Source organism: Streptomyces sp. NPDC107575 (assembly GCF_055657265.1).
On sequence record NZ_JBVKBG010000007.1, the window covers coordinates 16,962 to 30,148 of the forward strand.

Below are 13,187 nucleotides of genomic sequence, written 5' to 3' on the forward strand. Positions count from 1 at the left end.
TGAACGGTGGGGGACGGGCGGGGGTGTTGCCGTCGTGACGCCGTTTTCCGTTGTGACTCGCCAGCCGAGTGTCCGAGCAGGATACGACGCGCTCAAGTGATCCGCGTGCCGCTCACACCAACACGTCTGGGCCGTACGGGTGAGTGTCGACCCCTTGTCCCACCTGCGTGGTGAGCTGTGCGCGGAGCGTGGCCGGAAGCAGCCTCCCCGATGCGCTGATACCCTGGTAGCCCGTGAGCCGGTGGTCATAGAACCCCCGAACCGCAGCGACGGCGCCTCCCGAAAACTCGGGCGAGCGCGTCGGCACGCACCCCACGACCGCGACCACGGGAGCCCCCTCTTGGCCATGCAGCCGAAATCTTCGACGACCAAGCACATCTTCGTCACTGGGGGTGTCGCCTCGTCCCTCGGTAAGGGCCTCACCGCCTCCAGCCTCGGCATGCTGCTCAAGGCCCGTGGCCTCCGTGTCGTCATGCAGAAGCTCGACCCGTACCTGAACGTCGACCCGGGCACGATGAACCCCTTCCAGCACGGCGAGGTGTTCGTCACCAACGACGGCGCCGAGACCGACCTGGACATCGGCCACTACGAGCGCTTCCTCGACATCGACTTCGACGGCTCGGCCAATGTGACCACCGGCCAGGTCTACTCGCAGGTCATCGCCAAGGAGCGGCGCGGCGAGTACCTCGGCGACACCGTCCAGGTCATCCCGCACATCACGAACGAGATCAAGCACCGCATCCGCCGCATGGCGACGGACGAGGTCGACGTCGTGATCACCGAGGTCGGCGGCACCGTCGGTGACATCGAGTCGCTGCCGTTCCTGGAGACCGTCCGTCAGGTCCGCCACGAGGTCGGCCGTGACAATGTGCTGGTCGTCCACATTTCCCTCCTGCCGTACATCGGCCCGTCGGGAGAGTTGAAGACGAAGCCGACCCAGCACTCGGTTGCGGCTCTGCGCAACATCGGTATCCAGCCGGACGCCATCGTGCTGCGCTGCGACCGTGAGGTCCCGACCGCGATCAAGCGCAAGATCTCGCTGATGTGCGACGTCGACGAGGCCGCGGTCGTCGCGTGCCCCGACGCCCCCTCGATCTACGACATCCCGAAGGTCGTGCACAGCGAGGGCCTGGACGCGTACGCCGTCCGCAAGCTGGACCTGCCGTTCCGCGACGTGGACTGGACGCAGTGGGACGACCTGCTGGGCCGTGTCCACAAGCCGGACCACGAGATCGTCATGGCGCTGGTCGGCAAGTACATCGACCTGCCCGACGCCTACCTGTCGGTGACCGAGGCGCTGCGTGCCGGCGGTTTCGCCAACCGGGCCAAGGTCAAGATCAAGTGGGTCACGTCGGACGACTGCAAGACGCCGGCCGGTGCCAAGAAGACGCTCGGCGACGTCGACGCGATCTGCATCCCCGGTGGCTTCGGCGACCGCGGTGTGTCCGGCAAGGTCGGCGCGATCCAGTTCGCCCGCGAGAACAAGATCCCGCTGCTCGGTCTGTGCCTGGGCCTCCAGTGCACGGTCATCGAGGCCGCGCGGAACCTGGCGGACATCCCGGACGCCAACTCCACCGAGTTCGACGCGGCCACCGCCCACCCGGTCATCTCGACCATGGCCGAGCAGCTCGACATCGTCGCCGGTGAGGGCGACATGGGCGGCACCATGCGGCTCGGCATGTACCCGGCGAAGCTCGCCGAGGGCTCCATCGTGCGCGAGGTGTACGACAACAAGGAGTACGTCGAGGAGCGCCACCGGCACCGCTACGAGGTGAACAACGCGTACCGCGCCGAGCTGGAGAAGAAGGCGGGCCTGCAGTTCTCCGGTCTGTCGCCCGACGGCAAGCTCGTCGAGTACGTCGAGTACCCGCGTGAGGTCCACCCGTACCTGGTCGCCACGCAGGCGCACCCGGAGCTGCGCTCGCGTCCGACGCGTCCGCACCCGCTGTTCGCCGGTCTGGTGAAGGCGGCCGTGGAGCGCAAGGTGAAGGCGGCGCAGGGCGGTTCGGCCGGTTCCGCGGGAGCCAAGAAGGCCAAGTAAGGGCTCTGCGGGGCTTGTAACACAAGCGATGTACGGTTACCGGGGTGTACGCCTTTTGCGGCGTGCGCCCCGGTTTCTTATGGGCACTGCTCATGCGTACGTAGGAGGGCTTTCGGTATGACGGCCAGCACGCCGCCGCTCGTGGACACGGCCGAGGAGTGGGAGGTCCGGGCGACCGAGACGCCCTTCGTCGGGAACAAGACCTCCGTACGTACGGACGACGTCGTGATGCCGGACGGCTCCGTCGCCCGGCGCGACTACCAGGTGCACCCCGGTTCGGTGGCGGTCGTCGCCCTCGACGACCAGGACCGGGTCCTCCTCCTCAAGCAGTACCGGCACCCGGTGAACATGAAGCTCTGGGAGATCCCGGCGGGTCTGCTGGACATCCCCGGTGAGAATCCGCTGCACGCGGCGCAGCGTGAGCTGTACGAAGAGGCGCACGTCAAGGCCGAGGACTGGCGGGTCCTCACGGACGTCTACACGACGCCGGGCGGCTGCTCCGAGGCGGTCCGCATCTTCCTGGCCCGTGATCTCTCCGAGGCGGAGGGGGAGCGGTTCGAGGTGGAGGAGGAAGAGGCGGACATGGAGTTCGCGCGGGTGCCGCTGACGGACCTTGTCCGGGGTGTGCTCGCGGGCGAGCTGCACAACAACTGCCTTGTGGTCGGAGCGCTTTCGCTGAGCGCTGTGCTTGCGGGGGACGGTCTGGACTCGCTGCGCCCGGCCCTGGCGGAGTGGCCGGCGCGCCCGTTCGACGCGTAACGCCACCGTGGTCACGGCCCCGGGGCTCCGCCCCGGACCCCGCGCCTCAAACGCCGGCGGGGCTTGATAGTGGTCACATCATCCGTTGATCCGATCAGGGGACTTGGGCGCGGCGCCCGCCAAGGTCACCCGGGACCCCTCAACTAGGCTCGGGAACGCCCCCTGCCGACCCCCGGAGGGGATGGGTGAGACGGAGCGTGGCCCGTGACGGATCAGGCGGTCGAGTCGGACGACGTGACGGAGGCCGAGTCGGCCCCCGGGCGGCCCCGCAAACGGCGTCGCACCCGTCGGGCGCAAGAGGTGGCGGAGCGTCAGTTCCTGGGGCGCAAGCGGGAGTTGTCGCAGCTCCGGTCCGACATCGAGCGGGCAGGACTCGACACGCTCTCGGGGCGCAAGGCGCCCCGTGCCCGGGTGCTCCTGATCGCGGGACGCCCGGGCACGGGACGCACTGCCCTCGCCGAGGAACTGCTGCGGGGCGTCCGCGACAAGTACCCCGACGGCACCCTGCGGACCCGCCTCACCGCCCCCGACGGCACCCCCGTCCCGACCGAACACGTCCTGCGCGACCTGCTGGACACCCTCGAACTGCCCGCCCCGCCGGGTGAGAACGCCGACGACCTCTCCGAGCGGCTGCGCGAAGGACTCGCGGTCCGCCGCGTGGTGCTGCTCCTCGACGACGCGGGCAGCGCCGAACAGGTCGACCCGCTGCTCCCCGACACCCCGGACTGCCTCGCCGTGGCCGTCGCCGAGGGCCCGCTGACCGGCATCCCGGACGTCCGGCCCTGCACGCTCGGCGGCCTCGACACCAAGGCCGCGCTCGAACTCCTCACCTGGCACACCGGCTCGGTCCGTGTCACCTGCGACCCGCGCTCGGCCGAGTCCCTGGTGGAGCTGTGCGGCGCCGAACCCGCCGCCCTGGAGATCGCGGGCGGCTGGCTCGCCGCGCGCCCCAAGGAATCCGTCGCCGACCTGGCCAAGCAGCTGCACGCCCTCGAACCGGACGGTTCGGCCCTGGCCCGTGTATTCCGGTTTGCGTACGAGGCGCTGCCCGGGCCCGCCGCCCGGATACTGCGCTATCTGTGCCTCGCCCCCGCGGGACTCGTCGACCCGCACACCGCGTCGGCGCTCGCCGGCTGCTCGGTCGCGGCGGCCCACTCCACCCTCGACGCCTTCGTCACCCTCGGCCTGGTCCGCGGCGTGGACTCGGAGCTGCCGCAGTACGAGGTGCCCGGCTGCCTCGCCCCGTTCCTGCGCGGCCTCACCGAGACCGTCGACCGCCCCGCCGAGGTGCAGCTGGCCCGCGCCCGGATGCTGGAGCGGACCGTGCGGCTGCTCACCTCGTGCCGCGCCGTCACCGAACCCGACGGCTCCCCGGCCCGCAAGAAGCTCGCCGGACTGCCGAGCGCCCTGCGCTTCGCCGACCGGGAGGCGGCCGCCGCCTGGCTGCGCGCACGGCAGCCCGCACTGCTCGCCGCGGCCCGACTGGCCGTCGCCGACGGGGAGTTGGACACCCTCGCCCGGCGCCTGATGGCCGCTCTCGTCCGGGCGATCGTGGCGCACCGGGGCACCGAGGACGCCGCGTCCGAGCTCTACGGGATCCACCGGCTCGTGCTCGACGTCGCCGAGCGGCGCGAGCTGCCGAGGGAGAAGGCCGCGGCCCTGCTCAACCTCGCCGACCTCGACGCCAGGACCGGCCGCACCCACGAGGCCCTCGCCCGCTACCGGGCCGCGCTCGACGCGGGCCGCGCCGCCCGGGACCCGTACGCGACGGGCCGCGCGATGGAATCCGTAGGCGGCGCCTACCAGTCGCTGGGGGACTGGCAGCGGGCCGCCGACTGGTACGGGCGGGCCCTCGCGCAGCGGCTCACCCGCGGCGAGCGGGCCGACGCCGCGCGCCTGCACGGACGTATCGCGGGAGTCCACACGTACGCGGGCCGCTACGGCGAGGCGCAGCGCTCCCTGCGCTCCGCCCTCGCCGGCTACCGCAAGGAGGGCGACGTGCCCGCCCAGGCACGGGCCCTGAGCGAGCTGGCCCGAGTGCTCGAGTACGCCGGCCGGCCCGAGGAGTCGCTGCACACCTGCCAGGAGGCGATCGAGTGGGCGCGCCAGGCGCAGGACACGCGGCTGCAGGCCGCGCTCCAGCTGCGCCTCGCCGACACCCTCGACCGGCTCGGCGACCCGGCCGCCGCCAAGCTGCACCGCGGTGCGGCCGAGCGCATGCTGGGAGAGGAGCTGGCCGGTGCTGGGGAGGTGGAAGCAGATCCTTCGGATCAGCCCGCCGAGACCTGCGAAATCCGTAGTGCATCCGCAGAAGATTGATGCTTCGAAAGGCTAGACAGCTCAATAACCTTCATTAGACTGGCTCTGCCGCGGTCATCCGTGGCGTCTCCCGGTGCGTCCCGTGGTGTACCGGTATGTAGTGCATTGCCCGTTTAACCCCTGAGCCAAGGACCGTGATCGACGATGAAGGTCGGCATCCCCCGCGAGGTCAAGAACAACGAGTTCCGGGTGGCCATCACCCCGGCCGGCGTCCATGAGCTGGTGCGCCACGGCCACCAGGTCTTCGTCGAGCAGAACGCCGGTGTCGGCTCCTCGATCACGGACGCCGAGTACGTCTCGGCCGGCGCGCAGATCCTCGGCACCGCCGACGAGGTCTGGGCCACGGCGGACCTGCTCCTGAAGGTCAAGGAGCCGATCGCGGAGGAGTACCACCGCCTCCGCAAGGACCAGACCCTCTTCACGTACCTGCACCTGGCCGCGTCCAAGGAGTGCACGGACGCGCTCCTGGAGTCGGGCACGACCGCGATCGCGTACGAGACGGTCGAGACCGCGAACCGCCAGCTGCCGCTGCTCGCCCCGATGTCCGAGGTCGCGGGCCGCCTCGCCCCGCAGGTCGGCGCCTACCACCTGCTGGCGGCCAACGGCGGCCGCGGTGTGCTGCCCGGCGGTGTCCCCGGCGTGCACGCGGGCAAGGCCGTCGTCATCGGCGGCGGCGTCTCCGGCTGGAACGCCGCGACGATCGCCATCGGCATGGGCTTCCACGTGACCCTGCTCGACAAGGACATCAACAAGCTCAAGGAGGCGGACAAGGTCTTCGGCACGAAGATCCAGACCGTCGTCTCCAACGCCTTCGAGCTGGAGAAGGCCTGCCTCGAGGCCGACCTCGTCATCGGCGCGGTCCTGATCCCCGGCGCCAAGGCGCCGAAGCTGGTCACCAACGAGCTCGTGTCCCGCATGAAGCCCGGAAGTGTCCTTGTCGACATCGCGATCGACCAGGGCGGCTGCTTCGAGGACTCGCACCCGACCACGCACGCCGAGCCGACCTTCAAGGTGCACAACTCGGTCTTCTACTGCGTCGCCAACATGCCGGGCGCCGTGCCGAACACCTCCACGTACGCGCTGACCAACGCGACGATGCCGTACATCGTCGAGCTGGCCAACCGCGGCTGGGCCGAGGCCCTGCGCCGCGACGCGGCCCTCGCCCTGGGTCTCAACACCCATGACGGCAAGGTCGTTTACAAGGAGGTCGCCGAGGCGCACGGCCTCGAGCACGTCGAGCTGGAGAGCCTGCTCGGCTGACCCACCCAGAAGGCGACGTCAACGAAAGTCGTCAATCTCACGCCTACGGCCGGACCTTGTGAGGGGTCCGGCCGTACGTGTAGGGGAACAGGACGGGTCCGGACATGGTCAACTCGCCGCGAACGTAACCCTTTACCCGATTCGCACGGCGACGAAATGCACCGAAGAGCCGTCGTACGCCCTTGACATGAGGGTGTTTCGTTACCGACACATCGTGCCCGGTCCGGCGGATTGTGTTGCTGCGGAGTGGTGACACGCCATAGAGTCGCCAACCGTCGGCATGGTGCCACGCTGACCTATCGATAAATGTTCCTGGCCATATCCAAGGAGGTAAGACGACTTGTGAATGAGTCGACATTTACTCCCGGGGGTGGCCAGCCAGGCGGACAGGTTCCCGCGGGGCTTCAGGCTGTCGGCCCCGTCGCTGTGCGTACCTTCGCTGCCCATCAGAGCAGTTATCAGGGCATCCCCCAGCAGACGCCGACGCAGACAGCAGACCAGAGCATGGATGGCCATCACGTGAACGCCATGGCCGGCGACCGAAGTGGCGACACACAAAGTCACTTCGCCGACTACGACACCCTGCCCGAGGGGTCGTTCTACGACCCCGACGCCGAGTACGAGCCCGACCCCGAGTACGCGGCCACGCTCGCCCCCGACGCTGCCCGCCAGCGCCGCGAGCGCGTCGGTCCCACCGGGCGTCCGCTGCCGTACTTCCCGATCCCAGGACCGCTGACCGATCACGGCCCGGCGAAGATCATCGCGATGTGCAACCAGAAGGGCGGCGTCGGCAAGACCACGTCGACCATCAACCTGGGTGCCGCGCTCGCCGAGTACGGGCGCCGGGTCCTGCTCGTCGACTTCGACCCGCAGGGTGCCCTGTCGGTCGGCCTCGGCGTGAACCCGATGGAGCTCGACCTCACGGTCTACAACCTGCTCATGGAGCGGGGGATGGCCGCGGACGAGGTCCTGCTGAAGACCGCGGTTCCGAACATGGACCTGCTCCCCAGCAATATCGACTTGTCCGCTGCCGAGGTGCAGTTGGTCAGCGAGGTGGCGCGCGAGTCCACGCTGCAGCGGGCGCTGAAGCCGCTGATGGCCGACTACGACTACATCGTGATCGACTGTCAGCCCTCGCTCGGCCTGCTGACCGTGAACGCGCTGACCGCGGCTCACAAGGTCATCGTTCCGCTGGAGTGCGAGTTCTTCGCGCTGCGCGGTGTGGCCCTGCTGACCGAGACGATCGAGAAGGTCCAGGAGCGGCTCAACCCGGACCTGGAGCTCGACGGGATCCTCGCCACGATGTACGACTCGCGGACCGTGCACAGCCGTGAGGTGCTCGCGCGCGTCGTGGAGGCGTTCGACAACAACGTCTACCACACGGTGATCGGCAGAACCGTTCGCTTCCCGGAGACCACGGTCGCCGGTGAGCCGATCACGACGTACGCCTCGAACTCGGTCGGTGCCGCGGCCTATCGTCAGCTTGCCAGGGAGGTGCTCGCCCGGTGTCACGCCGAGTGAGTCTGCCGGGGGCCGACGAACTGTTCCGTACGACCGGGGGCATGGGGCTGCAGGCGTCGTCGCCGAGACGCTCGGCGAACGGCGAGGCGCGGGTCCCCTCGCCCGCCGGGGAGAGCGACGAGGCGGCCGCCTCCGACGGTGAGGCGGAGGCGGCTCCGGCCTCCTCCGCTTCCGGTGAGCACTCCGCCGCAGAGGCCGAGTCGGACGCCGGGTCGCGCACCCGGGCCGCCGCCGCGGAGGGCGCGGAGAAGGCGGGCCGCAGGGCCTCCGGCGGGGCGCAGGAAGGTTCCGGTGGGCGTGGCTCGTCCGCGGCGGCGCGGAAGCGGTCGCGGGCGGCGAACCGGCGGCCCAGTGGGCGTGAGCGGCACGACGAGAAGATCACCGTGTACGTCTCCGCCGAGGAGCTGATGGACCTCGAGCACGCGCGGCTCGTGCTGCGCGGTGAGCACGGGCTCGCGGTCGACCGGGGGCGGATCGTGCGTGAGGCGGTCGCCGTGGTCCTGGCGGATCTGGAGTCCCGTGGGGACGCGAGCATTCTTGTACGTCGGCTGCGGGGGCGCTAGCCGCTGGGCGGGTAGCGTCCTGGGTTGATGTCCGTCAACGAATCCTCTGGTCCCCCGATGCCACCGCCGCCGGGCGGTCGTCGGCGTGCGCTCGGGCGTGGTGCGCTCTCCGAACCGGAGCCTGCGCCCTCCGAACCTTCGGCCGGAACCGGGGGCCGCCTTGCCCACCCTGCCGCCCAAGGCGGCAGATTGCCCAAGGCGGTGGAACCGGAGGCCGAGGACTCCGAGGCCGAGGTCGATGACGGGAAGTTCACGGTTCGGCTCGATAATTTCGAGGGGCCGTTCGATCTTCTGCTGCAGCTCATCTCCAAGCACAAGCTCGATGTCACCGAGGTCGCGCTCTCCAAGGTCACCGACGAGTTCATGGCCCACATCCGGGCCATGGGGCCGGACTGGGACCTCGACCAGACGACGGAGTTCCTCGTCGTCGCCGCGACGCTGCTCGATCTGAAGGCCGCCCGCCTGCTGCCCGCCGCCGAGGTGGAGGACGAGGCGGACCTGGCCCTCCTGGAGGCGCGGGACCTGCTGTTCGCGCGGCTGCTGCAGTACCGCGCGTACAAGCGGATCGCCGACATCTTCAGCGAGCGGATGGAGGACGAGGGGCGCCGGTACCCGCGGACCGTGGGCCTGGAGCCGCACCACGCCGAGCTGCTGCCCGACGTCGTCATCAACATCGGAGCCGAGGGGTTCGCCAGGCTGGCCGTGAAGGCGATGCAGCCGAAGCCCAGGCCGCAGGTGTACGTCGAGCACATCCACGCGCCGCTGGTGAGCGTGCAGGAGCAGGCCCAGCTCGTCGTCGCCCGGCTCAAGGAGGTCGGCGAGGCCCCGTTCCGGGAGCTCGTCGCCGACACCGACGACACGCTCACCGTCGTCGCCCGGTTCCTGGCCCTGCTGGAGCTGTACCGGGAGAAGGCCGTGGGGCTCGACCAGGAGACCCCGCTGGGGGAGCTGGTCGTGCGCTGGACCGGGGGCGACGCCGACGCCGAGCCGACGGTCACGGACGAGTTCGACCGGGCACCCGAGGCCCCCGAGCAGAAGGAGGCTGCCACATGAGCGAGCTCGACCCCGGTGGTGTGGCGGAGCTCGACCTCAAGCCCGCCCTGGAAGCCGTACTCATGGTGGTCGACGAGCCCGCCACCGAGGAGCATCTCGCCAAGATCCTGCAGCGGCCCAGGAGGGCCGTGAGCGATGCGCTGCGGGAGCTGGCCGACGAGTACCGCGCGCAGGGCCGCGGCTTCGAGCTGCGGCTCGTGGCGGGCGGCTGGCGCTTCTACACCCGGCCCGAGTACGCGGCCGCCGTCGAGGGCTTCGTCCTCGACGGGCAGGTGGCGAGGCTCACCCAGGCGGCCCTGGAGACCCTCGCCGTCGTCGCGTACCGGCAGCCGGTCAGCCGTTCCCGGGTCTCCGCGGTGCGCGGAGTGAACTGTGACGGGGTCATGAGGACCCTGTTGCAGCGGGGGCTGGTGGAGGAGGCGGGCGCGGAACCCGAAACAGGTGCGATCCTGTACAGGACGACGAACTACTTTCTGGAGCGGATGGGCCTGCGCGGCCTGGACGAGCTGCCGGAACTCGCGCCCTTCCTCCCCGAGGCGGACGCGATCGAGGGCGATACGCAGGAAGGGGTCCCGTCGTTCGACCCGGACGCACCCGATGCGCCGGGTGTCGAGGAAGTACACGACTAACGGAAATCTGATGCGAAGCAGCAGCGGCAGGAACAGCAGCGGAAACAACGGCGGGAGCCGTGGTGGCAACAGCAGCGGCCGCGGCGGGAACAGCGGGGGCCGCGGCAACCAGCGCGGCGCCGGCAACAACCGCGACGACAGGCGCGGTGGCGGCGGCTACCGCGACGACAGGCGTGACGACAGGCGTGACGACAAGCGGGACGACAGGCCCGCGCGTCCGAAGCGGCCGCGTCCCGAGGAGCGCCTCTACGACGTAGGCCCGAACGCCACGAAGGACGGTCCGAAGGCGGGCCGTGGCGCCTCCGCGCGCGGCGGTGCCAAGGGCGGCCCCAAGCGCGGGCAGCAGCAGTCGGGCGGCCGTGCCCGCACGGCTCCCTCGCGTTCGCGCGAGTACGAGACGCGGACCGAGGAGCGCAACCGCGAGCGGTACGCGGGCAAGAAGGACGTCAAGCTCCCCAAGACGTTCCCCGGCGCCGAGCAGGAGGGCGAGCGGCTGCAGAAGGTCCTGGCCCGTGCCGGTTACGGTTCGCGGCGCGCCTGCGAGGAGCTGGTCGATGAGGCCCGCGTCGAGGTCAATGGCGAGATCGTCATGGAGCAGGGTCTCCGTGTCGACACGGAGAAGGACGAGATCAAGGTCGACGGCCTGACCGTGGCCACGCAGTCGTACCAGTTCTTCGCCCTGAACAAGCCGGTCGGCGTCGTCTCCACCATGGAGGACAACGAGGGGCGGCAGTGTCTCGGCGACTACACGAACAACCGTGAGACGCGCCTCTTCCACGTCGGACGGCTCGACACGGAGACCGAGGGCGTCATCCTGCTCACCAACCACGGTGAGCTGGCCCACCGCCTCACGCACCCGAAGTACGGCGTGAAGAAGGTCTACCTCGCGCACCTCGTGGGCCCGATCCCGCGCGATCTGGGCAAGCGGCTCAAGGACGGCATCGAGCTGGAGGACGGGTACGCGCGCGCGGACCACTTCCGCATTGTCGAGCAGACCGGAAAGAACTACCTGGTCGAGGTCACCCTGCACGAGGGCCGCAAGCACATCGTGCGGCGGATGCTGGCCGAGGCCGGCTTCCCGGTCGACAAGCTGGTGCGGGTCGCCTTCGGTCCGATCACGCTGGGCGACCAGAAGTCGGGCTGGCTGCGGCGTCTGTCGAACACCGAGGTCGGCATGCTGATGCAGGAGGTCGACCTGTAGGTCGCACCCGCGCGGGTCTTGTGTGCGGCGACCCCCTCCTTTTAAGGTCTGTTGGACCAATAAAGGGAGGGGGTCCTCGCATGTCCGACAACAGCCCGGTGGCGGGCTACGACAAGTACGCCTACGAGCCCTTCGCCGTCACCGTCGACCTGGCCGTGTTCACGCTCCGGTCCGGACGGCTGCACATCCTGCTCGTCGAGCGCGGTCACGAGCCGTACGCGGGGCGCTGGGCGCTGCCCGGCGGGTTCCTGGAGCCGCACGAGTCGGCGGAGGCGGCCGCGCGCCGCGAGCTCGCCGAGGAGACCGGGCTCGCCGACGTCGCCGGGCTGCATCTGGAACAGCTGCGGACGTACAGCGAACCGGGGCGCGATCCGCGGATGCGGGTGGTGTCCGTCGCGTTCGCCGCGCTCGTGCCCGACGCCCCGCAGGCGCACGGCGGCGGGGACGCGGCGCGGGCCGCCTGGCTGCCGTACGGGACCCAGGGCCCGCTCGCCTTCGACCACGACCGGATCCTCGCCGACGCCCAGATCCGGATCGGCGGGAAGCTGGAGTACACCTGCCTGGCCACCGCGTTCTGCCCGCCCGAGTTCACGCTCGGCGAGCTGCGGCAGGTCTACGAGGTGGTGTGGGGGACCGACCTCGACCCGGCGAACTTCCGCCGCAAGGTGCTCGCGACCCCCGGCTTCGTCGAGCAGATCCCCGGCGCGTCCCGGCTCACCGGCGGGCGCGGCAAGCCCGCTGCGCTGTACCGGGCCGGCGACGCCACGTCCCTGCACCCACCGCTGCTGCGCCCCGCGCACGAGCCCTCGGAAAGGTCCCGCCGATGACGAAGAGTTCCGCCACCGGATCGCTGCTCGGCCTCGCCCTCGGGGACGCGCTCGGCTTTCCGACCGAGTTCAACGACGTACCGGCGATCCTCGCCAAGTGCGGGCCCTGGCGGGAGATGGAGCTGCCGGGGCACCCCGTCGCGTACATCACCGACGACACGCAGATGGCGCTCGCCGTGGCGCGGGCGCTGCACAGGAGCGGCCCCCTCACACCGGAGCGGTTCGAGCGCCCGCTGCGCGAGGAGTTCGTCGACTGGTACGAGTCGCCCGACAACAACCGCGCGCCCGGCAACACCTGCCTGCGCGCCTGCGCCCTCCTGAAGACCGAGAGCCGGTCCTGGCAGGAGGCCAGCCAGATCCACTCCAAGGGCTGCGGCGCCAATATGCGCGTCACGCCGCTCGGGCTCGTACCGGGACTGACCGACGAACAGCGGGCGGGCGCCGCCCAGTTGCAGGCGGGCCTCACCCACGGGCATCCCACGGGCCTCGCCGCCGCCGACCTCACCGCGCACGCCGTACGCCTCCTCGCCGCGGGCGCGGAGCCGACCGGCCTGGTCGGCCGGCTCCGCTCCTACGCGTACGAGAACCGGGAGACGTACCACGAGGCCTGGCTCGGCGACCTGTGGCGGCGCGGTGAGGAACCGACGCCGCAGCGGTTCATCGCGCGCGGCTGGGACGAGTGCCTCGGCGTCCTCGACCGGCTGCGGGAGGCGCTGCGCGAGCCGTCCCCCGAGACCGACCCCTGCCTCGCCACGGGCGCCGGCTGGATCGCGGAGGAGGCCCTGGCCACGGCCCTGCTGAGCTTCCTCCTCTTCGTCGACGAGCCCGTCCTGGCGCTGCGCCGCGCCGCCTGCACCTCCGGCGACTCGGACTCGATCGCGGCCCTCGCCGGGGCCTTCGCGGGCGCCCACCTCGGCGCCGACGCCTGGCCGGACGAGTGGACCGGCCGCATCGAGCACCGGGAGGAACTGCTGGAGTTCGGGGCGCGGTGGGACGCCGCGTAATTCGGTGGGC

Annotated in this window: 11 protein-coding genes; all 11 read left to right on the forward strand. The window is 70.6% G+C overall.

Features of this window, described 5'->3' with window-relative positions; translation table 11 throughout:
* Positions 1-346 precede the first annotated feature (346 nt).
* The 11 genes from ACZ7L4_RS32480 to ACZ7L4_RS32530 all read left to right on the forward strand — a co-directional run bounded on the left by ACZ7L4_RS32480 (position 347) and on the right by ACZ7L4_RS32530 (position 13,177).
* Complete coding sequence (locus ACZ7L4_RS32480; RefSeq protein ID WP_472108206.1) at positions 347-2,041, forward strand: CTP synthase; 1,695 nt, start codon at positions 347-349, stop codon at positions 2,039-2,041.
* A gap of 117 nt (positions 2,042-2,158) precedes the next feature.
* Positions 2,159-2,800 carry an NUDIX domain-containing protein gene (locus ACZ7L4_RS32485; RefSeq protein ID WP_472108208.1) on the forward strand — a complete coding sequence of 214 codons (642 nt, stop codon included), beginning with the start codon at positions 2,159-2,161 and terminating at the stop codon, positions 2,798-2,800.
* Between the two features lie 336 nt (positions 2,801-3,136).
* A complete protein-coding gene (locus ACZ7L4_RS32490; protein WP_472108803.1) occupies positions 3,137-5,119 on the forward strand; it encodes a tetratricopeptide repeat protein in 1,983 nt (660 codons plus the stop codon).
* A gap of 144 nt (positions 5,120-5,263) precedes the next feature.
* Positions 5,264-6,379: an alanine dehydrogenase gene (gene ald, locus ACZ7L4_RS32495; RefSeq protein WP_472108210.1), complete on the forward strand. Its 1,116-nt coding sequence runs from the start codon at positions 5,264-5,266 to the stop codon at positions 6,377-6,379.
* 342 nt (positions 6,380-6,721) lie between these two features.
* Complete coding sequence (locus ACZ7L4_RS32500; RefSeq protein ID WP_385765075.1) at positions 6,722-7,900, forward strand: ParA family protein; 1,179 nt, start codon at positions 6,722-6,724, stop codon at positions 7,898-7,900.
* Positions 7,885-8,463 (forward strand): hypothetical protein, encoded by a 579-nt coding sequence (locus ACZ7L4_RS32505; RefSeq protein WP_399239917.1) that lies wholly within the window; start codon positions 7,885-7,887, stop codon positions 8,461-8,463. Before ACZ7L4_RS32500 ends, ACZ7L4_RS32505 begins: the two co-directional genes overlap by 16 nt.
* A gap of 27 nt (positions 8,464-8,490) precedes the next feature.
* Complete coding sequence (locus ACZ7L4_RS32510; protein ID WP_472108212.1) at positions 8,491-9,516, forward strand: segregation and condensation protein A; 1,026 nt, start codon at positions 8,491-8,493, stop codon at positions 9,514-9,516.
* Positions 9,513-10,145, forward strand: coding sequence for an SMC-Scp complex subunit ScpB (gene scpB, locus ACZ7L4_RS32515; RefSeq protein WP_450816927.1), 633 nt, complete (start codon positions 9,513-9,515; stop codon positions 10,143-10,145). Before ACZ7L4_RS32510 ends, scpB begins: the two co-directional genes overlap by 4 nt.
* Before the next feature lie 10 nt (positions 10,146-10,155).
* On the forward strand, positions 10,156-11,346 hold the full coding sequence (locus tag ACZ7L4_RS32520) for a pseudouridine synthase (RefSeq protein ID WP_472108214.1): 1,191 nt from the start codon (positions 10,156-10,158) through the stop codon (positions 11,344-11,346).
* An 80-nt stretch (positions 11,347-11,426) separates the two neighbouring features.
* On the forward strand, positions 11,427-12,173 hold the full coding sequence (locus tag ACZ7L4_RS32525; protein WP_450816931.1) for an NUDIX hydrolase: 747 nt from the start codon (positions 11,427-11,429) through the stop codon (positions 12,171-12,173).
* Positions 12,170-13,177, forward strand: coding sequence for an ADP-ribosylglycohydrolase family protein (locus ACZ7L4_RS32530; RefSeq protein WP_472108216.1), 1,008 nt, complete (start codon positions 12,170-12,172; stop codon positions 13,175-13,177). The genes ACZ7L4_RS32525 and ACZ7L4_RS32530 overlap by 4 nt, the downstream gene beginning before the upstream one ends.
* The last annotated feature ends 10 nt before the right edge of the window (positions 13,178-13,187 follow it).

Bases quoted from the DNA above. Each gene is read 5' to 3' on its own strand.
- ACZ7L4_RS32525 (WP_450816931.1), top strand. From the start codon at position 11,427: ATGTCCGACAACAGCCCGGTGGCGGGCTACGACAAGTACGCCTACGAG.
- ACZ7L4_RS32530 (WP_472108216.1), top strand. From the start codon at position 12,170: ATGACGAAGAGTTCCGCCACCGGATCGCTGCTCGGCCTCGCCCTCGGG.
- ACZ7L4_RS32520 (WP_472108214.1), top strand. From the start codon at position 10,156: ATGCGAAGCAGCAGCGGCAGGAACAGCAGCGGAAACAACGGCGGGAGC.
- ACZ7L4_RS32485 (WP_472108208.1), top strand. From the start codon at position 2,159: ATGACGGCCAGCACGCCGCCGCTCGTGGACACGGCCGAGGAGTGGGAG.
- scpB (WP_450816927.1), top strand. From the start codon at position 9,513: ATGAGCGAGCTCGACCCCGGTGGTGTGGCGGAGCTCGACCTCAAGCCC.
- ACZ7L4_RS32480 (WP_472108206.1), top strand. From the start codon at position 347: ATGCAGCCGAAATCTTCGACGACCAAGCACATCTTCGTCACTGGGGGT.
- ald (WP_472108210.1), top strand. From the start codon at position 5,264: ATGAAGGTCGGCATCCCCCGCGAGGTCAAGAACAACGAGTTCCGGGTG.
- ACZ7L4_RS32510 (WP_472108212.1), top strand. From the start codon at position 8,491: ATGTCCGTCAACGAATCCTCTGGTCCCCCGATGCCACCGCCGCCGGGC.